The organism is Rhodanobacter sp. C06 (assembly GCF_002001105.1).
Taxonomy (GTDB): domain Bacteria; phylum Pseudomonadota; class Gammaproteobacteria; order Xanthomonadales; family Rhodanobacteraceae; genus Rhodanobacter_A.
Genome location: NZ_MUNP01000019.1, coordinates 1 through 26,380, shown reverse-complemented (window position 1 = coordinate 26,380; position 26,380 = coordinate 1). Strand labels below are relative to the sequence as shown.

At 68.2% G+C, this 26,380-nt stretch carries 17 protein-coding genes; 10 read left to right on the top strand and 7 right to left on the bottom strand.

The window, feature by feature from the left end:
* Nucleotides 1-5: 5 nt before the first annotated feature.
* The 4 genes from folB to B0E52_RS00735 all read left to right on the top strand — a co-directional run bounded on the left by folB (nucleotide 6) and on the right by B0E52_RS00735 (nucleotide 3,155).
* Complete coding sequence (folB, locus tag B0E52_RS00750; protein WP_077480810.1) at nucleotides 6-374, top strand: dihydroneopterin aldolase; 369 nt, start codon at nucleotides 6-8, stop codon at nucleotides 372-374.
* A 96-nt stretch (nucleotides 375-470) separates the two neighbouring features.
* Nucleotides 471-1,688: a mechanosensitive ion channel domain-containing protein gene (locus B0E52_RS00745; RefSeq protein ID WP_077480772.1), complete on the top strand. Its 1,218-nt coding sequence runs from the start codon at nucleotides 471-473 to the stop codon at nucleotides 1,686-1,688.
* A 50-nt stretch (nucleotides 1,689-1,738) separates the two neighbouring features.
* Nucleotides 1,739-2,221 carry a 2-amino-4-hydroxy-6-hydroxymethyldihydropteridine diphosphokinase gene (folK, locus tag B0E52_RS00740; protein WP_077480770.1) on the top strand — a complete coding sequence of 161 codons (483 nt, stop codon included), beginning with the start codon at nucleotides 1,739-1,741 and terminating at the stop codon, nucleotides 2,219-2,221.
* A 79-nt stretch (nucleotides 2,222-2,300) separates the two neighbouring features.
* Nucleotides 2,301-3,155: a DUF6159 family protein gene (locus B0E52_RS00735; protein ID WP_077480768.1), complete on the top strand. Its 855-nt coding sequence runs from the start codon at nucleotides 2,301-2,303 to the stop codon at nucleotides 3,153-3,155.
* A 1-nt stretch (nucleotide 3,156) separates the two neighbouring features.
* Here the strand turns inward: B0E52_RS00735 and B0E52_RS00730 are convergent, their stop codons facing one another.
* Nucleotides 3,157-3,903 carry a pteridine reductase gene (locus tag B0E52_RS00730; RefSeq protein WP_077480765.1) on the bottom strand — a complete coding sequence of 249 codons (747 nt, stop codon included), beginning with the start codon at nucleotides 3,901-3,903 and terminating at the stop codon, nucleotides 3,157-3,159.
* 71 nt (nucleotides 3,904-3,974) lie between these two features.
* Nucleotides 3,975-4,760, bottom strand: a complete 786-nt coding sequence (locus B0E52_RS00725; protein WP_077480763.1) for a hypothetical protein — start codon at nucleotides 4,758-4,760, stop codon at nucleotides 3,975-3,977.
* Between the two features lie 214 nt (nucleotides 4,761-4,974).
* Between B0E52_RS00725 and B0E52_RS00720 the strand changes: the two genes are divergently transcribed.
* Both B0E52_RS00720 and B0E52_RS00715 read left to right on the top strand, forming a co-directional pair.
* Nucleotides 4,975-7,170: a TonB-dependent receptor gene (locus B0E52_RS00720; RefSeq protein ID WP_077480761.1), complete on the top strand. Its 2,196-nt coding sequence runs from the start codon at nucleotides 4,975-4,977 to the stop codon at nucleotides 7,168-7,170.
* A gap of 164 nt (nucleotides 7,171-7,334) precedes the next feature.
* Nucleotides 7,335-8,528, top strand: coding sequence for an SAM-dependent methyltransferase (locus tag B0E52_RS00715; protein ID WP_077480759.1), 1,194 nt, complete (start codon nucleotides 7,335-7,337; stop codon nucleotides 8,526-8,528).
* Between the two features lie 118 nt (nucleotides 8,529-8,646).
* Here the strand turns inward: B0E52_RS00715 and B0E52_RS00710 are convergent, their stop codons facing one another.
* From B0E52_RS00710 to B0E52_RS00695, 4 genes are all read right to left on the bottom strand, one after another.
* Nucleotides 8,647-10,026 (bottom strand): S41 family peptidase, encoded by a 1,380-nt coding sequence (locus B0E52_RS00710; RefSeq protein ID WP_077480757.1) that lies wholly within the window; start codon nucleotides 10,024-10,026, stop codon nucleotides 8,647-8,649.
* A 122-nt stretch (nucleotides 10,027-10,148) separates the two neighbouring features.
* Nucleotides 10,149-11,369, bottom strand: coding sequence for a peptidoglycan DD-metalloendopeptidase family protein (locus B0E52_RS00705; RefSeq protein WP_077480755.1), 1,221 nt, complete (start codon nucleotides 11,367-11,369; stop codon nucleotides 10,149-10,151).
* A gap of 69 nt (nucleotides 11,370-11,438) precedes the next feature.
* Nucleotides 11,439-12,143, bottom strand: a complete 705-nt coding sequence (locus tag B0E52_RS00700) for a phosphatase PAP2 family protein (protein ID WP_077480753.1) — start codon at nucleotides 12,141-12,143, stop codon at nucleotides 11,439-11,441.
* Nucleotides 12,143-14,380: a TonB-dependent receptor gene (locus B0E52_RS00695; RefSeq protein ID WP_077480751.1), complete on the bottom strand. Its 2,238-nt coding sequence runs from the start codon at nucleotides 14,378-14,380 to the stop codon at nucleotides 12,143-12,145. The genes B0E52_RS00700 and B0E52_RS00695 overlap by 1 nt, the downstream gene beginning before the upstream one ends.
* Before the next feature lie 393 nt (nucleotides 14,381-14,773).
* Between B0E52_RS00695 and gltB the strand changes: the two genes are divergently transcribed.
* From gltB to B0E52_RS00675, 4 genes are all read left to right on the top strand, one after another.
* Nucleotides 14,774-19,219: a glutamate synthase large subunit gene (gene gltB, locus B0E52_RS00690; protein ID WP_077480749.1), complete on the top strand. Its 4,446-nt coding sequence runs from the start codon at nucleotides 14,774-14,776 to the stop codon at nucleotides 19,217-19,219.
* 409 nt (nucleotides 19,220-19,628) lie between these two features.
* Nucleotides 19,629-21,068 (top strand): FAD-dependent oxidoreductase, encoded by a 1,440-nt coding sequence (locus B0E52_RS00685; RefSeq protein ID WP_077480747.1) that lies wholly within the window; start codon nucleotides 19,629-19,631, stop codon nucleotides 21,066-21,068.
* Between the two features lie 266 nt (nucleotides 21,069-21,334).
* On the top strand, nucleotides 21,335-24,136 hold the full coding sequence (locus B0E52_RS00680) for a TonB-dependent receptor (RefSeq protein WP_139351536.1): 2,802 nt from the start codon (nucleotides 21,335-21,337) through the stop codon (nucleotides 24,134-24,136).
* 258 nt (nucleotides 24,137-24,394) lie between these two features.
* The gene (locus tag B0E52_RS00675; protein ID WP_077480745.1) at nucleotides 24,395-25,279 is read left to right on the top strand and encodes a methylglyoxal synthase; all 885 of its coding nucleotides are present in this window, start codon (nucleotides 24,395-24,397) and stop codon (nucleotides 25,277-25,279) included.
* A 26-nt stretch (nucleotides 25,280-25,305) separates the two neighbouring features.
* On the opposite strand, the gene B0E52_RS00670 is transcribed toward B0E52_RS00675, so the two are convergent.
* Entirely contained in the window at nucleotides 25,306-26,220 is a 915-nt protein-coding gene (locus tag B0E52_RS00670; RefSeq protein WP_256363966.1) for an alpha/beta hydrolase, read from the bottom strand.
* Nucleotides 26,221-26,380: the final 160 nt, after the last annotated feature.

Here is a 26,380-nt window from a genome sequence, read left to right as displayed (position 1 = left end):
CCGCCATGGACATCGTTTTCATCGAGGATCTGCGCATCGACGCCGTGATCGGCATCTACGACTGGGAGCGCCGCGTGCGCCAGACGCTGGCGTTCGACATCGAGATGGCGTTCGACAACAGCGTGCCCGCCGCCAGCGACGACATCGCGCTGACGCTGAACTACAAGGATGTGTCGAAGCGGCTGATCGACTACGTCGGCGCGTCCAGCTTCGGCCTGGTGGAGACGCTGGCCGAACGCTGCGCCGCGATCATCCGCGAGGAGTTCGGCGTGAGCTGGGTGCGGCTGAAGCTCTCCAAGCCCGGCGCGGTGCGCGGCGCGAAGGCGGTGGGCGTGTGCATCGAGCGTGGTACTCGCCCCGGCGAGCGCCACTGATCCCTTCCGCGAGGGCCGGCGGCTTCCCCGCGCCGCCGGTGGTGCGGCCCGGCGGCGCGTCGATTGCGCCGCTTCGAGACCCGAGGAGCGAAGCGAATGGCTTCATTGCAACAACTGCTGGACCTGCCCGGCATGCGCACGGCACTGGGCCTGCTGGCCCTGTTGCTGCTTGCGTGGCTGGCCGGCGCGCTGGCGCGCCGCGTGCTGTTGCGCGTCGTGCGCGGCATCGCCGAGCGCACGCAGTGGCGCTGGGACGACGCGCTCTACCGGCGGCGCAGCTTCCTGTGGCTGACGCGGATGCTGCCGGCCTTGCTCGTGCAATATGGCGTCGCGCTGGTGCCGGACCTGCCGGGCGAGCTGGAGGCGTTCGTGCGCAAGATCGCGGTGGCGCTGGTGGTGCTGTGCGTGGCGATGGCGATCGGCGCCGCGCTGTCGGCGCTGGAGGATCTCTACCGCGAGACGCCGCGCGGGCGCGAACGCTCGATCAAGGGCGTGGTGCAGCTGGCCAAGATCGTGCTGTTCGTGCTGGCCGGGCTGGTGATCGTCACCGCGCTCACCGGACAGCGCATCGGCCTGCTGTTGTCGGGCCTGGGCGCTATGTCGGCGGTGCTGATGCTGGTGTTCAAGGACACCATCCTAGGTTTCGTCGCCGGCGTGCAGCTCTCCTCCAACGACATGCTGCGCGTGGGCGACTGGATCGAGATGCCGCAGCTCAACGCGGATGGCGACGTGATCGACATCGCCCTGCACACGGTCAAGGTGCGCAACTGGGACAAGACCATCACCACCATCCCCAGCTGGCGGCTGATCTCCCACTCGTACAAGAACTGGCGCGGCATGCAGGAGACCGGCGGGCGGCGCATCAAGCGCGTGCTGACCATCGACGCGTCCAGCGTGCGCTTCCTCGACGACGCGGCGCTGGGGCGGCTGGCCCGGCTGCGCCTGCTGGCGGACTACCTGCCCGCGAAGCGGCGCGAAGTCGCCGCATGGAACGGCGCACTGGGGGAGGCCGGCGAGGTGGCCGCCAACCGTCGCCGACTCACCAACCTCGGCACCTTCCGCGCCTACGCGCAGGCTTACCTGGACGGCCATCCGCGCATCCACCGCGACCTCGGCCGCATGGTGCGCCAGCTCGCCAGCGGGCCGCAGGGCATTCCGCTGGAGCTGTACTGCTTCACCGCCACGGTGGCCTGGGCCGAGTACGAGGGCATCCAGGCGGACATCTTCGACCATCTGTTCGCGCTGCTGCCGGAGTTCGGCCTGCGCCTGTACCAGCAACCCTCCGGGCACGACATGCAAGCCGGGCTGGCGTGACTGGGCGCGGGGCAGGCAGAATCGCGAGCCTTCCAGCCCGTGACATCGTGATGGCCCGCGTCTATCTCAGCCTCGGTTCCAACCTCGAGCCGCAGCGTCATCTCCATGCGGCGCTGGACGAATTGCGCGTGCGTTTCGGCGCGATCGCGGTGTCGCCGGCCTACCGCAGCAAGGCGGTGGGTTTCGACGGCGCGGATTTCGTCAACCTCGCGGTGGGGCTGGACACGGAGCTGGAGCCCGCGCCGCTGAATGACTGGCTGCACGCGCTGGAAGATCGCCACGGCCGCCGCCGCGACGTGCCGCGCTACTCGGACCGCACGCTGGACGTGGACATCGTGCTGTACGACGAGCGCGTGATAGCCGGCCCCGGCCATCTGCAGATCCCGCGCAAGGAACTTCGGCACGCTTTCGTGCTGAAGCCGTTGGCCGACATCGCGCCCGCGATGCGCCATCCGGTCGGCGGGCAGACGATGGCCGCGCTGTGGGCGGCGTTTCCCCAGGAACGCGAGCCGCTCACGCCCGAGCCGCTCTGAGCGGGCCCCGCCGTCCCGCACTGTCGCCGCGATGCGGCCGGTGCTAGAACTGCGGCTCCAATCGCATGGGGGCAGGGGCATGGCCGGCAAGTTCGCCCGCAGCTGGGCATTGATGAAGGCGAGCGCGGGCGTGTTGCGCGCGGACAAGTCGCTGTTGCTGTTCCCGTTGCTGTCGGGGCTGTGCAGCATCGTGGTGGCGGCGAGCTTCCTGCTGCCGGTGGTGCTGGCGATGATCGGCCACCACGGCGGCGACTTCGAAGGCCGCCGTTTCGCGCCGGCCTACTACGTGGTGCTGTTCGCGTTCTACCTGGCGCAGTACTTCGTGATCGTGTTCTTCAACACCGCGCTGGTCGGCGTGGCATTGGCGCGCCTGCGCGGCGAACCGGCCGGGCTGGCCGACGGCTTCGCGCTGGCGCGCTCGCGGCTGGGCAGCATCTTCGGCTATGCGTTGATCGCCGCCACCGTGGGCCTGTTCCTGCGCGCGCTGCAGGAGCGGCTTGGCCTGATCGGCCGCTTCGTGGTGGGCTTGCTCGGCCTGGCGTGGACGGTAGCCACCTTCCTGGTGGTGCCGGTACTGGCCAGCGAGGGCACGGGACCGGTGGATACGGTGAAGCGCAGCGCGGAACTGCTCAAGCAGACCTGGGGCGAGAACGTGATCGGCAACGCGGGCCTGGGCGTGGTGTTCGGCCTGGTGTTCTTCCTCGCGGCGTTGCTGGCAGCGGTGCTGGTGTTCGGCGCGATCGCCACGCAGTCGATCGCCGTCATCGCGCCGGTGATCGTGCTGGTGGTGGTCGGCTTCCTGCTGCTGGGGCTCGTGCAGTCCACCCTGCAAGGCATCTACGCCGCGGCGTTGTATCGCTACGCGGAAGCGGGCGAGGCGGGCGGTGGTTTCGACCAGGCGCTGCTGGAATCCGCGTTCCGCCTGAAGCGCTGATTCAGGTCGACAACGTGCGACCACCGTCCACACGGATGATCTGGCCAGTCACGTAGGGCGCGTCACGCAGCAGCCAGAGCACCGCGCCGGCCACATCTTCGGGCGTGCCGGCGCGCGCCAGCGGCGTGCGTGCCAGCAGCGCCTGCTGGTCGGCATAGGGCTTGCCGTCGCTGGGCCACAGTACGGCGCCGGGCGCCACGCCGTTGACGCGGATGTCGGGCGCGAGGTCGAGCGCGAGCGAGCGCGTCATCGCCGCCAGCGCGGCCTTGGCCATGCAGTAGATCGGGTGGTCCGCCAGCGGGCGCTCGGCGTAGATGTCCACCAGGTTCACGATCGCGCCATGCGTGGCGCGCAGCGCGGGCGTGGCAGCCTGGGCGAGGAAGAACGGCGCCTGCGCGTTCGAGGCGAACAGCTCGTTCCACTGCGTCACGGTGGCGCTGGCCACCGGCGTGGGGTGGAAGGCCGAAGCATTGTTCACCAGCGCGTCGAGCCGGCCGTAGCGGGCCAGCGTGGTGTCCACCAGCGCGGGCAGCGCGTGCGGATCGGCCAGTTCGGCCTGCAGCACCAGAGTGCTGTCGGCACGTTCGTATTCCAGCTCGGCGGCCAGCGCCTCGGCATCTTCCACCGAGCGGCGGCAGTGCAGGGCGAGGTCGTAGCCGGCCGCGTGGAGCGTGCGCGCGATCACCGCGCCCACGCGCTTGCCGGCGCCGGTGATCAGCGCGACGGGGCGATCCTGGCGTGGCGGCATGCGACGATTCCTGCGCGGCGATGGGTGACAGCTTGCCGGATCGTCGCCGTTGCGTCACCCGCGGCGGCGCTTCAGGTCACGTCCGATGGCGGGCGCCGTCGGCGCGTGCCTACCTTGCGTGCCGCGCCGGCGAGCTTGCGTGCGGCCTCGCCTGCGCTCTTGCGCACCGACGCGGTACCGCGGTGCGCGGGTGCCGGCGGTTCCGTCTGCGCCTCGCTACCTTCGTGCTCGATACCGCCGCCGAACAATTCGATCGCGGTAGCGGCCACCTGTCCGGTGTCGTAGTACGCGTAGGCGCCCACCCCCAGCGCGCCGATCACCGGCAGCCAGCGCGACACGCCTTCGCCGAGCGCGCGGCGGCTGAGCTTCACGCCCAGCTGCTTGGCGATGCGTTCCACCACCGCATGCGACATGCGGCGGAACAGCAGGCGGTCGCCCATGCGCACCACCAGGTCGCGGAAGGCCTGCGCCGCGGTGTGGCGGAACAGGCAGTACAGCATCTGCTCGCGACCCAGCTCGGCGTGGCGGCCGTAGGCGGCGGCGATGTCGCTGACCATCTGTGCCTGGATCTTCCAGATCGCCACCAGCTCCGGCAGCACGGTGAGCCAGCCCAGCGGCCCCGGCGGCAGCGCCAGCGTGCCGGCGGTGAGCGCGGCGCGCTGGGCGGCGCGGCCGGCAAGCTGGCGCGCTTGGGTCTGCGGGTCGGCGGCGCCGTCCACCTTGCTGTCGGGGATGCGGCTGACGAAATCGAGGATCGCCTGGGTGACCCGGTTCGCTTCCTCGTGGCGGCCGATCACCGCGGGCACCTGGCGACTGGCGTCGACGCGATCCGGTTCGGGCGGGTGTCGCGGATTCATGGCGCACTCCGTGAACGCGCAGGCGTGGCGCGTGGGAAGCCAGTCTAGGTGGCGGGGATGAAGCGCGCATCAATGCCGGTGTTCCGGCGAGCCGAGATATCGCGCGGCCATGACTTGTGGCCCGGGTCGGCTCGGGATCTTCTTAGTAATGTTATAACATTACGTAAATTGGCCCGGCCGCCACGACGGGCCCGCATCCCTGGAATCCGTGCCCATGAAATTGTCGACACTCGCCCTGAGTCTTGCCGCCGCACTGTGTGTGGCATCCGTCCCTGCCCGTGCCGGCGACGCCACGCCCGCTACCGCCGCAGCCCCGACGCCGACCGGCGGTAGCGCGACGGACGGCGGCCCCGGCGGCTCGCGCAACCAGCCTGCGCCCACGGTGCGCAACCTCGGCGCGATCAGCGTCTCCGCCGCGCTGGACCAGGCACGCAATGCGTTGTCGCCGGACACCGGGTCCAGCCAGTACGTGATTGACCACAAGGCGATCGCGCAGTTGCCGCTTGGCGCCGCCACCCCGGTGAACCAGGTAATCCTGCAGGCGCCGGGCGTGGTGCAGGATTCCTACGGTGGCCTGCACGTGCGCGGTGACCACGCGAACCTGCAGTACCGCATCAATGGGGTGATCGTGCCCGAATCGATCTCGGGCTTCGGCCAGACGCTCGACGCGCGCACGATCCAGAGCGTGAGCCTGCTCGACGGCGCGCTGCCGGCGCAGTACGGCCTGCGCACCGCGGCGGTGGTGAACATCACCACCAAGAGCGGCCGTGACCTCGGCAACGGCGGCAGCGTGGGCGTCACCGGCGGTTCGTTCGGCACGCTCAATCCGAATGCCTCCATCTGGGGCAGCAACGACCGGTGGAGCTGGTTCCTCACCGGCAATTATCTCGAGAACGATGTCGGCATCGAGAACCCCACGTCCAGCCGCAAGCCGATCCACGACCACACCAACCAAGTGAAGGGTTTCGGCGACATCTCCTACCTGATCGACAACGACACGCGCCTGTCCTTCATGTTCGGCTTGGCGAACAACCGTTTCCAGGTCCCGAATCGGCCAGACGCCACGCCGGCGTTCGGTTATCTCGGCATCGCCGATTTCGATTCGGCCGACCTCAACGAGCAGCAACGCGAGAACACCCGCTTCGGCGTGCTGTCGCTGCAGGGCAAGCTGGGTGCGACCAACTACCAGGTCTCGCTGGGCCAGCGTTACACCAGCGTGGCCTTCAGCCCGGACCTGGTCGGCGACCTGATGTTCAACGGCGTCGCCTCGGCCGTAAGTCGCAACAACCGCGCCAGCACCCTGCAGGCGGATTTCGCCACACCGCTGGGCGACAGCAACACGCTGCGCTATGGCATCTACGGCAGCTTCGAACATGCGGGCAGTGGCAACAACGCGTGGGTATTCCCGGCCGATGCCGACGGCAATCAGACCAGCACCACGCCGATCAACATCGTCGACAACACCCGCCTCACGGCCAGGACCTGGTCGGGCTACATCCAGGATGAATGGAGCATCGGCCAGGACTGGACGGTGAACTACGGCGTGCGCGGCGACCAGTACACGCTGGCCGGCACCAGCAGCAGCCAGCTCAGCCCGCGCCTGGGCGTGGTCTGGCAGGCCACCGGCAGCACCACGGTGCATGCCGGCTATTCGCGCTACTTCACGCCGCCGGCCACCGAGATGATCACCACCGCCAACATCGCGAAGTTCGCCGGCACCACCAATGCGGTATCCAATCCCGGCAACGCGACGCCACTGGCCGAGCGCGCGAATTACTTCGACGTGGGTGTCTCGCAGAACATCGGCGACGCTTGGACGCTGGGCCTGGATACCTACTACCGCCAGGTGCAGCGCCTCCAGGACGAGGGCCAGTTCGGCGCCGCGCTGGTCTACTCCACCTTCAACTACGACCGCGGGCACATCGGCGGCGTGGAATTCACCGCCAACTACAGCGATGGCCCGCTGTCGGCCTACTTCAACCTGGCCTACAACCGGGCGATGGGCAAGCGGGTGATCACCAGTCAGTACAATTTCGCGGTGGATGACCTGGCCTACATCGCCGACAACTACATCCATCTCGACCACGATCAGACGTACACCTCGTCGGGCGGCATCAGTTACGCACTGGCCGACAGCACCCGGGTCGGCGCCGACTACCTGTTCGGCAGCGGGCTCCGCAAGGACGGCGCGGTGCCGAACGGCGCCCATCTGCCGGCGTACTTCCAGCTCAACCTCAACGTGTCGCACGACTTCACCTTCGACCACTTCGGCAAGCTGCACACCCAACTGGCGCTGATCAACGCGCTGGATCGCACCTACGAGTTGCGCGACGGCACCGGCATCGGCGTGGGTGCGCCGCAGTTCGGTCCGCGCCGCGGCCTGTACCTCGGCCTGCAGAAGGACTTCTGACCTCGAACGCCTTCCCCCTTCGGGGTAGCGGGGAGCGGCCATGGATGGCCGCAGCTTTGAGGAGCGAGGAGAGGGCTGGGATGAGGGGCCAGTCTCGCGGCAACCCAAAGCCATTGCGGGTCATCCGTTATGCTTGCTTCCTTAGCAAGCGATGACACACCCGCATGGCCTCCCGTCTCCCCGAACCCTCCGCCGACGAACGCGCGCATTCCGATTACCTGCTGCGCCAGCTGCGCGAGCAGATCGCCGCGCACGGGCCGATGCCGTTCTCGCAGTACATGGAGCGTTGCCTGTATGCGCCCGGGCTGGGTTACTACAGCGCGGGCAAGACCAAGTTCGGCGAGGCGGGCGATTTCGTCACCGCGCCGGAGCTGGGCGAGCTGTTCGCACGTTGCGTGGTGAATGCCGTGGCACCCGTGCTGGGCACGCTGGGCGACGAGGCGGATTTCCTCGAACTGGGCGGCGGCAGCGGCGCGTTCGCCGAGGCGGCGCTCAAGGCCTTTGCCGCGTCCGGGGTGCTGCCACGCTGTTACCTGATTCTCGAGCCCAGCGCCGACTTGCGCGAACGCCAGCGCGAGCGCGTCGCCGCTGCATTGCCGGCCGAGCTTGCCGCGCGCGTCGAATGGCTGGATCGGCCGCCCGAGCAGGAATGGCGCGGCGTGCTGTTCGCCAACGAAGTGATCGACGCGCTGCCCACCACGCGCATCGCGATGAAGGGTGGCGAGGTGTACGAGGAACACGTGGCGCTGGACGGTGAAGGCCGCCTGATGCGCGTGGATCGCCCCGCCGACGCGCTGGTGGCCGGCGCGATGCGCCATGTCGAGCGCGACCTCGGTGCGGATTTCGCCGACGGCTACCGCACCGAGATCCTGCCGCAGCTGCCGTACTGGCTGCAGGCGGTGGCCGGCGCGCTGGAGGCCGGCCTGATGCTGTTCGTGGATTACGGCTACGTGCGCCGCGAGTTCTACCAGCCCGAGCGCCGCGACGGCACCTTGATGGCGCATTACCGCCACCACGCGCACGCCGATCCGCTGTGGCTGCCCGGCCTCAACGACCTCACCGCCTCGGTGGATTTCACCGCACTGGCCGAGGCCGGCAACAGCGCCGGTTTCGGCGTGGCCGCCTACCTGCCGCAGGCGCAGTTCCTGATCGCCAGCGGCCTGCAGGAGGCGTTCGAAGCCGCCCAGGCCGAGGCCACCGATGAGCTGGCGCGCTACCGCCTCGCGCAGGAAGTGAAGCGACTCACCATGCCCGACCAGATGGGCGAGCGCTTCCAGGCGATGCTGTTCGCGCGTGGGCTGGAAGCGTTGCCGCTGCCGGCGGAATTGCTGGCCGCCGACCAGGGCGGAAGGCTGTAGGAGCGCACCCTGTGCGCGAAAGCGCGGCCTGACCCCAATCGTAGGTCGGGCTTCAGCCCGACACATCCGGACGACAGGACCCGACCTGTCGGGATGAATCCCGACCTACGGCTACTGCCTATTTCACCGCCGGCGTCGCCGCCGCCCCGCGCCCCAGCGCCATGCCCTTGAGCACGTTGAGCGCCTGCGCCAGCGCGTAGTCGCTGGTGGCAAGCGTGCCCTCGGCGGCGCTGCCGTCGGCGTTGATATTGCCGCCGGCCTTCGCATTCTCGTTGGCGAGATGGTTCGGCAGGTCGGCCTCGGAGCTGATCAGCTCGGGCGCCACGTCGGCCTTGCGCACGCTGAGGTCGGCGAGCGGGATGTCGGGCCGGATGCCTTCGGCCTGGATCGAGGTACCGTTCGGCGTGTAGTAGCGCGCGGTGGTGATCTTCACCGCGTGCTCGGCGTCCAGCGGCAGCACGGTCTGCACCACGCCCTTGCCGAAGGTGCGCTGGCCGATCAGCAGGGCGCGATGGTTGTCCTTCAGCGCGCCGGAGACGATCTCGGCGGCGGAGGCGGTGCCGTGGTTCACCAGCACCACCAGCGGCGCGCCGTCGAGCAGGTCGCCCGGATGCGCGCTGAAGCTCATGTTGGCGTCGGCCAGGCGGCCGCGGGTGGTGACGATGGTGCCGGAGTTCAGGAAGTCGTCGCTCACCGACACGGCGGCGGTGAGCAGGCCGCCGGGGTTGTTGCGCAGGTCGAGCACGGCGCCTTTCGGCGCGCCGTCCTTGGCGACCAGCGCGGCCAGCTTGCGTTCGAGGTCGGCGGCGGTGTCGCTCTGGAACTGGGTGATGCGGATGTAGTCGTAGCCGGGTTCGAGCTGGCGCACCTTGACGCTGGTGATCGCGATGTTCTCGCGCACCATGTGCATGTCCACCGGGTTGTCGCTGCCCTTGTGCAGGATGGTGAGTGTGACCTTGCTGCCGGGCTTGCCGCGCAGCTTCTTGAACATGTCGTCCACGTTCTGCGGGTCGACCAGCACGCCGTCGATCTTCACGATGCTGTCGCCGGGCTTGATGCCGGCGCGCGAGGCAGGCGTGTCGTCGATCGGGGTGACGATCAAGAGGCCGCCGTCCTGCTGCAGCACCTCGATGCCGAGGCCGCTGTACTGGCCGGTGGTGTCCTCGTCGAGCTGGGCCAGGCCTTCCTTGTCGAGGTATTCGCTGTGCGGGTCGAGCCCGGCGAGCATGCCGGTGATCGCGTCCTTCATCAGCGCGTGGTTGCTCACCGGCTCCACGTAGGCCTGGCGCACGATGTCGTAGACGCGGCTGAAACGGCGGATGTCCTCGAGGTCGACCTGGTTGTCGGCGGCCTTGGCGGGCGCGTTGGCGCGCACGTGGGTAGGCGCCAGCTCGGTGGGCGGCTCGGGCACGCTCGCGGCCGGTGCCGGTGCGTTCTGCGCATGCACGAATGGCGCCGCCAGCAGCAGGGCGCACAGGCTGTAGATGGGAAACCGCATGGAACGACTCCGGGGAAGGGGATGCACCCGCCGCGCGGCAGCGGGTTTCACGCCGCCAGCCTGCGACGATGGCGGGCGGCCGTCAACGGTGCCGGCTGAACGGGTGGCCGGGCCCGGCCGGCTCAACGGCGCTGGCCGAGCCAGCTGCGGGGGTCGACCGGCTGGCCGTCGCGGCGCAGCTCGAAGTACACGCCGGTGTTGATGCCGGTGGGCGGCGCAGCGGTGCCCACGGCCTGGCCGGCGGTGACCGCATCGCCCACGTTGTGCAGCAGCGCCTCGTTGTTGCCGTACATGCTCATCCAGCCGTTGCCGTGGTTGAGGATCAAGAGCATGCCGTAGCCGCGCAGGAAGCCGGCGTAGACCACCCGGCCGTTCGCCACTGCGCGCACCTCGCTGCCGCCGGCGGCGCGGATCAGCACGCCGTTGCCGTAGCGGTGCACGTCGCCCGCCGCCGGCCAGGGCAGGTTGCCGCGGATGTTGGCGCCGGCGCCGCCCACCGCGATCGGCGGCGGCGCCTTGCCGCCGTGCTTCTTCGCTGCTGCCTGGCGCGCGGCCTCGCGGGCGGCGGCCTCGCGCAGCGCCTGGTCGATCTGCTTCTGCAGCTTGTCGACCAGGCTGTTGAGCGACTGCTCGTCCTGCTTCAGTGCGGCCAGCCGTTGCGCCTGGTCCTGGTAGGTGGCGTCGGTTTCGGCGACCAGTTTCTGCTGGGCGGAGCGCTGCTTGCCCAGCTGCCTGCTTTGCTGTTCGCGCTGGGCGCGTTGGGCCTGCAGCGCCTGCTGCTCGGCGGTGATCCGGGCTTCCAGCGTCTGCAACTGGGCCAGGCTGGCCATCAGCTGCTGCACCTTCTGCACGCGGTCCTGCTGGAAGTATTTCGAGTAGACCAGCGCCCGCGCGATGCGGCCCACGTCCTCGTTGTCCAGCAACAGGCGCAGGTCCGAGCCGTGGCCCAGCGCGTAGCTGGCACGCAGCAGGTCGGCGATCGCGGCCTTCTGGCTGGCCAGTTTCTGCTTCAGCTCGGCGCGCTGCTGCTGCAGCTGGTCGAGTTGCTGCTGCTTGGTGGCGATCTCGGCATCGGTCTGGCGCAGCGCGCGCGCGGCGGCGGCCAGTGCGGTGGCCTGTTTCGCGAGTTCAGCGTTGAGCTGGTCGCGGCGGGCGGCCGTGGCGGCCTGCTGCTTGCCCAGCGCCTGCACTTCCTGATGCACGTTGCTCAGCTTCTGCTTCGCCGCGGCCTGCTCGGTCTGGTTCTTGTCCTGCCGTGCCTGCGCGCTTGCCACGACGAGGGCGGCGCTCAATGCCACGACGGAGAGGAGGGGAAGGCGGGCGACGCGGACGAGGCTGGGCATCGGCCGATTATCGCCGAGCCCGCGGGCGGCGGCGAGCCGCCCGCGGGCCGGTCGTTCATGCGGACAGCGTCAGCGGGCCGCGGCGACGGTCGGCGCGGCCGGCTGTGCCAGCGCCTTGCGCAACTCGGCGCGCGCCGCCGCGTAGTCCGCCTGCCAGGCGGGATCGTCCAGCAGCCGGCCGCCCAGCACGGTGCCGGCGAGTCGGCCGGCCGCCACGTCGCTGGGGTAGTGCACGCCCATCACGATGCGGTGCTGGGCATACCGGTCGGCGCGGGCAAAGATCGCCGCGCGCCGCTCCGGCACCATGTTCGCCAGCAGCACCGCCTCGGTGTAGCCCAGCGTGGAATGGCCGCTGGGGTAGCTCCAGTCGTCCGGCTGCTCCTGGCTCAGCGGATGCACCGCGTGCGACACCAGCACCGGGCGCGGGTGGTGCCAGAACGCCTTCACCGCCTTCACCTCACCCTTGTCGTAAGCGACCACGCGCGCGAAGAATGCCGCCGTGTGCGGCAGCCGTGCGGGGGTGAACACCGCGCCGAACACGTCGGCGTAGCGGAACACGCTGTGCAGGCGGTCGGCCTGCGCGGCGGCGATCTCCGCGGGCGTGCGGTGCGCCTGTACGGCGAGCACGCCTTGCAGGTCTTGCCGTGCCGCCGGCGAACCGGCGGCGGGCGGTGGAGGCAGCAGTGCCGCGAGGTCGACCGCGGGCCCGTTGTCGTCGGCCATCGCGGGTTGGCCGATCAGCAGCATCAGCATCAGCAATGCAGTGTGTTTCATCAGAACAGGTCCGCCGAGATGGTGAAGTTGAAGTTGCGCGCCGGGATGGTCCAGTACAGCGGCGTGCCATCCGCACCGGTGGTGCCGGCCAGGGCGTTGATGTGGGTGTTGTCGAAGATGTTGTTGAGCTGCACGCCGATCTTCAGGTCCTTCACGTTGGCGATGTGCGGATCGAACCGGTAGCTGGCGGTGAAGTTGGTCACCGCATAGCCGCCGATCGGCGTGTCGTTTTCTGCGTTGGCCGTGTAGTAGGTCTTGCCGACGAACTTGTCGACCAGCGACACGTAGGCGGGGCCGTTGCTGTAGATGAGGCCCAGCGCGGCGGTCTTGTGCGGCGTGTTCGCGTTCCACGCGTTGTCGGTGGTCTGGATCGCGCGGTTTAGCGAGCCGTTGGCGTAGACGCTGAGTCCGCCGCCGACCATGTACGTGCCTTCCAGCTCGAGGCCGGTGTAGTGCACGCCGCCGCCGTTGTAGAACTCGGAGATGCCGCCGACGTTGTGCTTCTGCACGAAGTTGTTGAAGTTGATCTTGTAGACGTCGCCGGACAGCGTCAGGTTGTCGTTGGTCCAGGTCGTGCCGAGCTGCCAGTTGGTGGTCTTTTCCGGAGCCACGGCGCTGTCGGAAACCGCCGGGTTGGGCACGTAAAGCAGGTTGAGGTTGGGTGCGAGGTAGCCCTTGGCCCACTGCGCATAGGCCGTCCAGCTGGAGCTGAACGCGTAGTGGAACGAGGCCGACGGCAGGGTGGCGTTCCAGGTCTTGGAATAGGTCAGCGGGGTGCCCGTCTTCTGGTTCACCGGCGCATCGATGCTGCGCTTGAAGTCGTTGTACTTCACGCCGCCGATGAAATACGCGTTGTCGGTGAGGTTCCACTGGTATTCGAGGTAAGGCTGGAACGTGACCAGGGTGTCGTTCATGCGGCGGTCCGCCGCGGCCAGCTGCAGCGTGGGCGCGCCGGGGTTGACCACCGGGTTCAACTGGTCGAGCGTGTCGTCGAACTCGTACAGCCAGCGGATGTCGTCCTGGTGGTCGTACCACACGCCGGTGCGCACTTCGCCTGGGCCCAGCGCCTTGCTCAAGCGGAAGATGTCGCCCCACGAACGGTTCGTGTTGCGCATGTGCTGGCCGGGCACGTCGGTGGCGCCGTAGAAAGTGCCGTTGGGCGTTTCGCCGTTCGGATCCTCGCCGTTGAAGCCGAAGTGGTTGTAGCCGTAGGTGTAGGCCTTGTTGTCGATCGTCCAGCCGTCGAACGCCGAATGCAGGCCGACATAGCCCATGTTGGTGTTGATTTCGTCTTTGTTGTATCGGTAGTAGGCCTGGCTGGTCGGGTCGTTGTTGAGCCCGTAGTTCACGCCGAACTCCGCGATCTGCGCCTTGGTGGCGCCGAACGGCACGTACTGGTCGAGCTTGTTCGCCATCGCGGCGAAGGTCAGCGTGGTGTTCTCGCCCAGCGGTTGCACGAGCTTGGCAAACACGCTCTGGCGGCGCTGGCCGGCATAGGTGAGGTAGCCGTCGGAATCGCTGTTCTGCAGGTTGATCACGGCGCTGGTGCCGCTGCCGGTGAAGCTGCCCGTGTCGATGCGGGCGCCTTCCACGGCCGTGGCCCAGCTGCCGAGGCTGACGTACGGGCTGATGCCGAACTGCTTGCGCGGATTGATCGAATCCACCGTGATGGTGCCGCCGAACGTGGCGTTGCCCAGCGTGCTGGCCGTGCCCGGGCCGCGATCGACCGTGACGCTGTCGGTTTCCTGGTTGGTGAAGTACGAGGTGGAGTGGTGCGTGAAGTCGTTGGAGTCCATCCATGGAATGCCGTCGAACGTCACGTTGTACTGGCCGTCCTGGAAGCCGCGGATCGAAACCACCGCCGATTCCATCAAGCCGGAGCCGTTCGGCGTGACGGTGTACACGCTTGGCGAAATGGCCACCGCGTCGGTGTAGTCGCCGGTCGGGGCGATGTTCTCCTGCAGGTACAGGCTGCCGATGATCGACTGCGGCTCGGTTGCCAGCATGGAGCCCTGCGTCGGTGCAATGGTGCTTGCGGTCGTGGCGGCGGTCACCTGGACGGCGCCGAGGTTCTTGGCGTCCTGCGGCGAGGCGGCGGAGCCTGTGTCGGCCGCAGTCGACGCGGGCTGCGCGGGGTTCGTGACATCGGCGCGGACCGGCGATGCCAGCGCTGTGGCGATGGCGAGGGCAAGCAGGGCAGCGCCGCAGGAACGGAAGACGGGCATGGGTTGGGACATGGCGGGTCCGGAGAGTGGAAGGCAGGATGCGGTCCGGCACGCTAGGGCCCGCGCATGACAGCCACGCAACAAAAGGAAGATGCGAATCCGGGCGGCCGATCGTGAGGAATTGCGATCTGGTGGCCGGCGCCAGGCACATGCCGCGCGAACCGGTGCCGAACGCGCGCGACGCGCGCTTCGCTCGACGTGGGCGCCGCGTTGCGTCCATGCAGGCCTGCCCGCCGCGGGCGGTCATGCGATGACAGATAGTTGCATTTGAAATTGCATTTGGACGTTTAGAAGTCTTTGACGCGACGCAGCAATTGTGTTGTAGTCGAATCGCAAACCCTGCATCCAGCCCGGCGCCTCGGCGCCGCTGGCCTTCTGTGCCCTGCCATCCAGCGAGTGAGCAAGATGAAGCAGTCCGGTGGAACCAGCCTGTACGACGCGTCCTTCGAGCACGACAGCTGCGGCTTCGGCCTGGTCGCTCAGATCGATGGCCGCGCCAGCGCCTGGGTGGTCGACACCGCGTTCGAGGCGCTGGCGAAGCTCTCGCACCGCGGCGCGGTGAACGCGGACGGCGTGAGCGGCGACGGCTGCGGCGTGCTGATCCGTCGCCCGCAGGCGTGGTTGCGTGCCCTGGCGGACGAGGCGGGCATCGCGCCGGGCGGCCGTTTCGCCGCGGGGCTGGTGTTCCTCGATCCGGCGGCCGGCGATGCGTCGGCGAGCGTGCTGGAACGCCATCTCGCCGAGGAAGGCGTGCGCGTGGCGGGCTGGCGCGAGGTGGCGGTGAACGAGGCGGCCTGCGGCCCGTTGGCCGCCGCGGCGCGGCCGCGCGTTCGCCAGCTGTTCGTGGATGCCGGTGACGGCATGGACGACGAGGCGTTCGAACGCGCGCTGTTCCGTGCGCGCCGCCGCGCCGAGACCGCGCTGGCCGACGACCCGCAGTTCTACGTGGTGACGCTGACGGCCGAGCTGATCGGCTACAAGGCGATGGCCGCGCCGGGCCGGCTGCGCGAGGTGTTCGCCGATCTCTTGCATCCGGCCCTGGTCGCCGACGCGGTGGTGTTCCACCAGCGCTTTTCCACGAACACCACGCCGCAATGGCGGCTGGCGCAGCCGTTCCGCCTGCTGGCGCACAACGGCGAGATCAACACGATACGCGCGAACCGGCGCTGGATGCAGGCGCGCGCGTCGATCTGGCGCTCGCCGCGGGTGGAGCTGGGCGACCTCGGCCCGCTGGTGCGCCAGCAAGGTTCGGATTCGGAAAGCCTGGACAACGCGCTGGAAGTGCTGCTCGCCGGTGGCCTCGACCTGCTCGCCGCGATGCGCGTGCTGGTGCCGCCGGCGTTCGCCGCGCGCGAGAACATCGACGAGGATCTCGCGGCGTTCTACGAGTACTACGCGCTGCACAGCGAACCCTGGGACGGCCCCGCCGGCCTGGTGATGTGCGACGGCCGCTACGCCGCATGCACGCTGGACCGCAACGGACTGCGCCCCGCGCGCTGGGCGCTGTCCGACGACAACCATTTCATCATCGCCTCCGAGGCGGGCCTGTGGGACATGCCCTCGGCGCGCGTGGCCGCCAAGGGGCGCCTGGCGCCGGGCGAGATGATCGCGGTGGACTTCCGCGAACACCGCCTGCTGCGCGACGCCGACATCGATGCGGTCAACCGTTCCCGCGCGCCGTACCGCGATTGGTTGCGCGCGGGTGTGAGCTACCTGGAATCGGACCTGATCGATCCCTCGCTGGCCGCCGAGCCGCTGCCGGTGGAGCAGCTGCGCTGCTACCAGAAGCTGTACGGCCTCTCGCGCGAGGAGCGCGAGACGGTGTTGAAGGTGATCGCGGAACTCGAGGCCGAGGCCACCGGCTCGATGGGCGACGACACTCCGGTCGCCGCGCTGTCGCGGCAGGTGCGCCCGCTGTTCGACCGCTTCCGCCAGGCCTTCGCCCAAGTCACCAACCCGCCGATCGACCCGTTGCGCGAGAAGCTGGTGATGTCGCTGGTCACCCAGATCGGCGCGGAAGGCAACGTTTTCGAGCTCAAGCCCGAGAACGCGAAGCAGGTGCTGATCAACTCGCCGATCCTCTCCCAGCGCAAGCTGCGCCAGCTGCTGGCGCTCCCGCAATTCGTCGACACGCCGCGCTTCGACCTGATGTACGCGCCGGAGCTGGGCCTCGAAGCCGCGCTGCGCCGGTTGTGCGAAGAGGTGGCGCAATCAGTGCGCGAGGGCAACGCGCTGGTCTTCCTCAGCGACCGCTACCCCGAGCGCGACCAGCTGCCGATCCACTCCCTGCTCGCCACCGGCGCGGTGCACGCGCACTTGGTCGAGCAAGGCCTGCGCTGCCAGTGCAACCTGATTGTGGAAACCGCCACGCCGCGCGACTCGCACCAGTTCGCCTGCCTGCTCGGCTTCGGCGCTACCGCGATCTATCCATGGCTGGCCTACCAGAGCCTGTTCGAGCTGGGCCGCGAGGGCCACATCGACGGCGACCGGCTGGAGATCGGCCGTAGTTACCGCCGGGGCATCCGCAAGGGGCTGCTGAAGATCCTGTCGAAGATGGGCATCTCCACCATCGCCGGTTACCGCGGCGCGCAACTGTTCGAGATCGTGGGGCTGGCGCCGGAAGTCGTCGCGCTGTGTTTCCCCGGCACGCCCTCGCGCATCGGTGGCGCCGGCTTCGCCGAACTGGAACACGAGCAGCAACTGCTTGCCGCCGAGGCGTGGAACGCGGCGCAGCCGCTGCGCGCCGGCGGCATCTACAAGTACATGCACGGCGGCGAGTACCACATGTACAACCCGGAGGTGATCGCCTCGCTGCAATTGGCGGTGCGTTCGGGCGACCCGGCGGATTACCGCGCTTACGCCGACCACGTCGACCGCCGCCCGGCTTCGGCATTGCGCGACCTGCTCGCGGTGCAGCCGCTGGGTGCGCCGGTGCCGCTGGATGAGGTCGAGCCGGTCGAGGCGATCCTCAAGCGCTTCGATTCCGCCGGCATGTCGCTGGGCGCGCTGTCGCCCGAGGCGCACGAGGCGCTGGCCACCGCGATGAACCGCCTCGGCGCACGCAGCAATTCCGGCGAGGGTGGCGAGGACCCGGCGCGCTACGGCACCGAGAAGATGTCGAAGATCAAGCAGGTCGCCTCCGGCCGCTTCGGCGTCACCCCCGCCTACCTGGTCAACGCCGAGGTGCTGCAGATCAAGATCGCGCAGGGCGCCAAGCCCGGCGAGGGCGGCCAGCTGCCGGGCCACAAGGTGGACGCCACCATCGCGCGCTTGCGCTACGCCAAACCCGGCATCGGCCTGATCTCGCCGCCGCCGCACCACGACATCTATTCCATCGAGGATCTCGCCGAGCTGATCCACGACCTCAAGGAAGTGAATCCCGACGCGCTGGTCTCGGTGAAGCTGGTCAGCCACGCCGGCGTGGGCACGGTGGCCGCGGGCGTGGTGAAGGCCGGCGCCGACCTCATCACCGTGAGCGGCCACGACGGCGGCACCGGCGCGAGCCCGCTCACCTCGATCAAGTACGCTGGCACGCCGTGGGAGCTTGGTCTGGCCGAAACGCAGCAGACCCTGCGCCGCAACGCGCTGCGCGGCCGTGTGCGCCTGCAGACCGACGGCGGCCTGAAGACCGGCCTCGACGTGATCAAGGCTGCGCTGCTCGGCGCGGAAAGTTTTGGTTTCGGCACCGGCCCGATGGTGGCGCTGGGCTGCAAGTACCTGCGCATCTGTCATCTCAACAACTGCGCCACCGGCGTGGCCACCCAGCATCCGGTGCTGCGCAAGGAACACTTCACCGGCTTGCCGGAGATGGTGATGAACTACTTCCAGTTCATCGCCGCCGACGTGCGCGAACACCTCGCGCGGCTGGGCGCGCGTTCGCTGGCCGAGCTGGTCGGCCGCAGCGAACTGCTGGCGCAGCGCGCCGACGCCACGCCGGTGCGCCATGGCCTGGACCTCGCGCCCCTGCTCGATGGCGCCGGCCTCGGCGCAGCTGTCGACAGCGCCTGCGCGATGGCGCGCAACCCGATGCGCGATGCCGCCGCACTGGCCACGCGCATCGCGGCGGACACCGCGCCGCTGGTCGAGCTGGGCGAGGGCGGCCACTTCAGCTACGCGATCGCCAACACCGATCGCGCGATCGGCGCGCGCCTGTCCGGCGCGATCGCGCGCCGGCACGGCGACCACGGCATGGACGAGCGCCCCATCGTGCTGCAGCTGGAAGGCGCGGCCGGCCAGAGCCTGGGCGCGTGGAACGCGGGCGGCGTGCAGATCGAGCTCATCGGCGAGGCGAACGACGGCGTGGGCAAGGGCATGGCCGGCGGCCGCATCGTGGTGCGCCCGCCCGCCGACTCGCCGTTCGCCACGCAGGACGCCTCCATCATCGGCAACACTTGTTTGTACGGCGCCACCGGCGGCGAGCTGTTCGCGGCCGGCCGCGCGGGCGAGCGCTTCGCGGTGCGCAACTCCGGCGCGGTGGCGGTGGTGGAGGGCGCCGGCGACCACTGCTGCGAATACATGACCGGCGGCGTGGTAGCGGTGCTCGGCAAGGTCGGCCTCAACTTCGGCGCGGGCATGACCGGTGGCTTCGCCTACGTGCTCGACCTCGAGCGCGACTTCGTGGACTGCTACAACCACGAGTTGGTCGACATCCTGCGCATCTCGCCCGAGGGCATGGAGCACCACATGCAGCACCTGCGCGGTCTGGTGACGCGCCACGTGGAGCTCACCGGCAGCGACTGGGGGCGGCAGGTACTGCGCGACTTCCGCGGGTTGCAATACAAGTTCTGGCTGGTGAAGCCGAAGGCGGCGAGCCTCGCGGTGTTGGCGGAAGAGTTGCGGAGGGCCGCATGATGGGTGCGCGGCCGCGATTTTTTCCCTCTCCCCTTTGGGGAGAGGGCAGGGTGAGGGGCGGGTGCTCGCCTCATGGTCTGCTTCGCAAGCGACAAGGCGGTTCCGTCCGCCTGCCGGCGGCCGGGTCACTTTTCTCTTGCGTGGCCAAGAGAAAAGTAACCAAAAGAGAAGGCCACCCCGCGACGGCGCGCGGCAGGCTTCCTGCCCGCCGCGTCCCCTGCGGTGCTCGCCGGCAGCAGGCCGCCAAACAACTCGGCCATCCCTGGCCTCGAACAGTTTGGCTTTCCCCTGCTGCCGGCTCCGCTCCTCGGCGCCGTCGAGGGGCCCCAATTCAAGGCGCGGCCATCGTGGCCGCCTTCGAGCAAGATCAAAAGCAAAAGCAGCGCCTGCGGCGGTGTTGGAGGTTCGCATGAGCGAGCACAAGCTGTTCCAGTTTCTCGACGTGCCGCGGGAGACGCCGCGGACGGTGCCGGTGGCGATACGCGTGCTGGGATATGGCGAGATCGCGGGGGATTTCGGCGAGGCGAATGCGGGAGCGCAGTCGGCGCGCTGCCTGGATTGCGGCAATCCGTATTGCGAGCATGCCTGCCCGGTGCACAACTACATCCCGAACTGGCTGAAGCTGGTGGAGCAGGGCCGCATCCTCGAGGCGGCGACGCTGATGTACGAGACGAACCCGCTGCCGGAGATCTGCGGTCGCGTGTGTCCGCAGGATCGCCTGTGCGAAGGCGCCTGCACGCTGGAGCAGACCGCGTTCGGTGCGGTGACGATAGGCAGCGTGGAGCGCTGGGTCACCGATGAGGCGCTGCGCCAAGGCTGGCGGCCGGATCTTTCGGCGGTGCAGGAAACCGGCAAGCGCGTGGCCATTGTCGGCGCCGGCCCCGCGGGCCTGGCCTGTGCGGATCGGCTGCGCCATGCCGGCATCGCCGCCGACGTATACGACCGCCAGAGCGAGATCGGCGGCCTGCTCACGTTCGGCATTCCGCCGTTCAAGCTGGACAAGGCGGTGGTGCGCACGCGCCGCGCTTTCCTCGAACAGTTGGGCGTGCGCTTCCTGCTCGGCCGCGAGGTGGGACGCGACATCGAGTTCGGCGAACTGGTGGACGATTACGACGCGGTGTTCGTGGGTACCGGCGCCTACACCTACGTGGACGGCAAGCTGCCGGGCCGTGGCCTGCACGGCGTGCACGACGCGCTGCCGTTCCTGATCGCCAACACCGAGCGCCTGCTGCGCGACGAACCACCCGCGCCCGCGTTCGACCTGCGCGGCAAGCACGTGGTGGTGCTGGGCGGCGGCGATACCGGCATGGACTGCAACCGCACCGCGATCCGCCTCGGCGCGGCCTCGGTCAGCTGCGTGTATCGTCGCGACGAGGCCAGCATGCCGGGCTCGCGCCGTGAGGTGGGTTACAGCCGCGAGGAGGGCGTGAACTTCCTGTTCCATCGCCAGCCGCTGGAAATCCTCGGCGACGAACACGGCCGCGCGCGCGCGGTGCGCGTGGTGCGCACCGAGCTGGTCGACGACGGTCACGGGCGCCCGCGTCCGCGCAACGTCGAGGGCGGCGAGAGCGAGCTGCGCGCGGACGTGGTGATCCAGGCCTTCGGCTTCCAGCCCAGCCCGCCGGACTGGTTGGTCTCGCATGGCGTGAAGCTGGCGCACTCCGGCCGCGTCGTCACCGGCGCCGACGGCGCGCTGCCGCAGCAAACCAGCCACCCGCGCATCTTCGCCGGCGGCGACAACGTGCGTGGCGCCGACCTGGTGGTGCGTGCGGTGCATGACGGCCGCGAAGCGGCGGCCTCGATCGCGCGCCTGCTGGTGGAGGCGCCGACGGCGATGGTCGCCGTCTGAGCAGTTGCCGATGTTTTCGCGTCATTCCGGACGTTGACTCGGCAGTCGTTGCGACAATTGGAAACGGTGCATGAACGCGCTTCGTGACGGCCACTTGTAAAGGCCGTGTGCGAGGAGTAATCAAATCGTTCAGCGACGGTTGTCCGCGTCCCCACGCCCGTCGGCCGCTAGAAGCTGCATGTTCCCGCATCAAGACGGGAACCCTCCTGCGTGCCCCTGAGCCATGCGAACACCTCGCTACGGTTCCCCGCGCCGGAGGTTCGCCCATGAAACGCATGACGATGATTTCCCTCGCCGGTCTGGCGATGACCCCGCTGGCCGCGGCGTTTGCGCAAGACGCGCCACCGCCGGCTTCGTCCGCACAACAACAATCCACGCAACAGCAGCCCACGCAACAGCAGCCATCGCCACCGCCATCGGCGAAACAGGCACAGCAGTTGCAGACCATCGTGGTGACCGGTTCGGCCATACCGCGCATCGACACCGAGACGACCTCGCCGGTGACGGTGATTTCGGCGGTGCAGATCCAGCGCAGCGGTTTGACCACGCTCTCCGATGTGGTGCGCTCGATTTCCGCCGACAACAGCGGCTCGATCCCGAATGCATTCAGCAACGGCTTCGCGGCCGGCGCCTCCGGCGTGGCGCTGCGTGGCCTCACCGTCAATTCCACCCTGGTGCTGATCGACGGTCATCGCAACGCCAGCTACGCGGTGTCGGACGACGGCGAGCGCTCCTTCGTCGACCTGAACACCATTCCGCTCGCCGCGGTCGAACGCATCGAGGTGCTGAAGGACGGTGCCTCGTCCCTGTACGGTGCCGATGCGATCGCCGGCGTGGTCAACGTCATCCTGCGGCCCGACTATCACGGCGTCGAGGCCACGGCCGATGTCGGCACCTCGCAGCGCGGCGGCGGCTTCACCCGCAAGGCGACCTTCCTCGCTGGCGGCGGCGACCTGGACACCGACCGCTACAACGCTTATTTCAGCGCGCAGTTCCAGAAGGACAACTCCATCCGGGTGAACCAGCGGCCGTTCCCGTACAACACGACCAACCTGAGCTCGCTCGGCGGCCCGAATCCCGGCGTGCCTTCCAATGCGGTAGGTTCGATCTACGGCTCGGTCACGCCGTCCACCGGCGGCAACATCCAGCCGTTGCGGAGTTGCGCGGGTGCCCCCTATGAAACCCTGGTGACCAACGACCCGAACAGCCCGGGCAGCTATTGCCAGCAGAACCTGGCTGCCCAGTACGGGCAGCTGCAACCGGCGATGGAACAGGGCGGCCTGTACGGCCGCTTCACCGTCAAGCTCAACGACACCACCACGGCCTACCTGTCGGCCAGCTATTTCCAGGCCAAGACCTGGACAGTGGCGCCGCCATCGCAGATCCAGAATTCGACGCCGAACAATACCGACGCCATCACCTTGCCGGTGGGCAACCCCTCCAATCCGTTCGCGGTGCCCGCGGCCATCAATTATGCGTTCGGCGACATTCCGAACGGATTCAACTACAACAATCACAACGCGCGCATCGTGGGCGACGTTACCGGCCAGTTCGACAATTGGCACTGGGATGTCGCGGCGGTGCTCAACCACACTTGGTTGAACACGGACCAGTTCGGTTTCATCAGCTATGACGCCTTGCTCAGCGCAGTCGCCAACGGCACCTACAACTTCGCCAACCCGTCGGCGAACTCGTCTTCCATCCGCGCGACACTTGCACCGGGTTATTCGAAGACATCGACCTCCGACCTAGACTCGCTGGATCTGAGTGCCAACCGGGAGCTGTTCGACCTGCCGGGCGGCAGTCTCGGCCTCGCCGTGGGTGCGCAACTGCGCCATGAGGCGCAGAACGATCCGACGCTGAATCCCAACTTCGAGTTCCAGGGCTTGGGCAATGCCCATACCAAAGGCAGCCGCGACGTGAGCGGCGTCTACGCCGAACTGGATGCGCCGCTGCTGCAGTCGCTGGAAGCCGATGTCTCCGGTCGCTTCGATCATTACTCCGACGTGGGCAACAATTTCTCGCCCAAGCTCGGCATCAAGTGGAAACCGTTCGACTGGATCGCCCTGCGCGGTACCTGGTCCAAGGGCTTCCGCGCGCCGTCGTTCGCCGAGAACGGCTCCAGCGCGGCCGAGGGTTTCGTCACCTACACGCCGCCGCCCGCGTTCCAGGCGCTGCACAACAACAATGGCTACGTGCAGCCGTACGCGCTGGCCGAGGACGCAGTGGCGAACAAGAACATCAAGCCGGAAAAGGCCACCAACTTCACGCTCGGCGTGGTGCTGCAGCCGACCAACTGGCTGAGTGCCTCGCTGGATTACTACAACATCAAGAAGACCGGGGTGATCGTGCAGTCGCAGACGAGTTCCGCGCTCGCTGCCTATTACGCGGGCACGCCGCAGGCGCCGGGGGTCAGCGTGACGCCGGATGCACCCGATCCGCAGTTTCCGAACGCGCAGCCGCGGCCGGTCGTGGTGACCGGCGAGTACGTCAACGCGAACCAGCTCAAGACCACCGGCATCGACCTGGATCTGCAAGGCCACTGGACCTTCGGCGACGATATCAAGTACATCAGCGAGCTGTCGGCCACCAACGTCTTCAGCTGGAACCTGACCCTGCCTGACGGCACGGTCCAGCGTTACGTGGGCACCCAAGGGCCGTACAACCTGTCCTCGGGCGCCGGCACGCCGCGCCTGCGCGGTTCGTGGGCCAACACGATCATCTGGGGGCCGCTCACGGTGACCGGCACGCTGTACCGCACCAGCGGCTATGCCCAGATCGCCGAAGACGTGGGCGTCGGCCCCGGCTCGTGCATCACCACCACGCCGGCCGGCACGCCGTTCCCGGCCAGTTGCCGGATCGGGGCGTCCACCTTCTTCGACCTGACCGGCAGCTATGCGATCAACGACCACGTCACCATCACCGGGTCGGTCCTGAACGCGTTCAACAAGCTGCCGCCGTTCGATCCCGCCAACTACGCGGGCCCGGGCACCAACTACAACCCCACCTGGTCGCAGGAGGGCATCGTCGGTCGCTTCTTCAACCTCGGCGTCAAGGTCGATCTGTAAGTCAATGGACGACGACAGGCCACGGCGCGCCGGGTGACCGGCGCGCCGTGGCGTTTTCGGGATCGCGGCTTGTCGCATCGCTGGTCGGCGCCCGCGATGTCACCGACAATGCATGCCTGCCTCGTCCCTTGCGTCTGCCGTCGCATGCCGAGCCGGCTCGGTCCTCGTCGCAGCAGCGGCCATGCAGCTGCTCGGCGTGTCGGCCTTGATCGGGACGGGCGCCAGTTCTTCGGTTGAAACGACAAGAGGACGAACGCGATGCGCCTGGGCCTGGCCGCCAACCAGCTTCACCACAGCCACGACGACGCGGCGCTGTTCCGCTGGTTGCGCGCCTGCGAGCGCGGCATCCGCGAACTCGGGCTCGGCCTGCACGCGGTCGGTCGCACCCACGACGCCATCGTGCGCGCCGGCCTGCTCGCGGATTACCCGCCGCTGCGCCGCTATCCCTACGGCCGCGAAGGCGGGCTGATGAAGCTGGTCGCCGAGGTGGTGGGCATGGACGGCGCGGCACGCACGCTGGATGGTGCGATCTATTTCATCGATCCGGTCGATCCGTCCTCGGTGTTTCCCGAGGCGGTGGCGCTCAAGCGCCAGTGCGTGATTCACGCCAAACCCTTCCTCTCCACCGTGGCCTCGGCGCGCGACTGGATCGAGCTGGAACGCATGCACGCCGGGCTGGCACCCGATCCCAATGCGGACGACCTCCACGCGCCGGAATCGCAGACATTGGCCCTGATCGCCCACGATGCGATGAAGCCCGCGATGCTGGCCTACGCGGCCCAGCACTTCGACACGCTATCGCGCTTCGCCCGCCGCGTGGCCACCGGCACCACCGGCCAACGCCTCAACGAATTGGCCTGGAGCCGCGGCTGGCCGCAGGGCCAGCCGTGGGCGGATCGCTACCAGAGCGGCCCTATGGGCGGCGATGCGCAGATCGCCGACCTGGTGTTGGAACACCGTTGTCAGCGCGCGATCTTCTTCGAGGACCCGCACGTGGCGCGCCAGCACGAAGCCGACATCCAGTTGCTGGAGCGCGCGGTGACCACGGTCACCGACACGGCGGTGTGCATCACCACGCCGAAGCTGGCGGCGCGCTGGGCCGAGGCGGCGGAGTTGCGGAGGTCGCGGTTGGCGGGTCGCTGATTGCAGCTCCGAGTTCGAAAGCGGATCTAGGGCAACTGCTCCCCGAACCGGGTCATGGCGCTCACCACTTCGGCCGGGTTGGACAGGAACACAAAGTGGTGGCCGTGCGGTATCCGCACGATCTTTGCCGATGGCTGTTGACGCTGGAGCGTAGCGATCTCCTGCTCCTGCATTCGAGTGTGCAGCGCATCCGCTGCTTGACGCTTCGCCTCATCACTGCCGACTGGAAGATCCGACGTGCGTGGTACGGGGACGATGTCGAGTATGGGCACGTCGGGTGCGTGGAAGCGCTCTTCGCCTTCAAGGATGGCGTTGTAAACGAACGCCGGTGCTTTCTGCTTTCCGATGCCGCCCGTGGCGCTTGTCGCAAACGTCTGGCGTATTTCGTCTTCAGGTATGACTCCACCGAGTTGTGCAGAGACGAAACAACGAAACGCCGGGAAGCTGGCTAGTTCTTTGGGCGTTGGTTCGGGAGGCGGAGCCCCCGTTGTGCTGGCGTCATCCGCAGCTATCCCAGCAAGCTCGCTCCCAAGGCTCCGTTGCAACACAGAGACTTCATTCAACAGCTTAGTCATCTGCGACTTGTCTGTCGGGTCATTGTGCATGCGCGAAATCTGCGCGGACAGATGACTCAAGTCAGGATGATAGGCTCCGCGGTTCTGATCGTAGATCGCGTATTCGTGCGCGGCATCGAGGTAGATCAGTCCGGCAATTTTGCCTTGATAGTGTGTCCCTGCCGCGCTCAATTCCTCGCCGGCGATCGAATGGCCGGCAAGGATGGGGCGATCGATATCGAGTGCTTTGACCACGGCCATGACATCATCGGCCAGCCGATCGGCGTCATAGCCGTTCTTGGGCACGGACGATGCTCCGAAGCCGCGTCTAGCAGGCTGTTGAGAAGCACCGTCTCGCGCCACTCTCGATAGCCGCGATCTATGCATGACGGTCGTGATGGTGGGCGCATGGCGCGTTTCCCCGCCCTGCGGACGCACGTCTCCCACCGTTGCTCATGTCGGCGACGGTTCCCACCACTCGCCGATGCCACCGAGGCGGATCAGGTTGTAGGCGGCAAACGTCCAGGTCACCCAACCGCGCACTGCG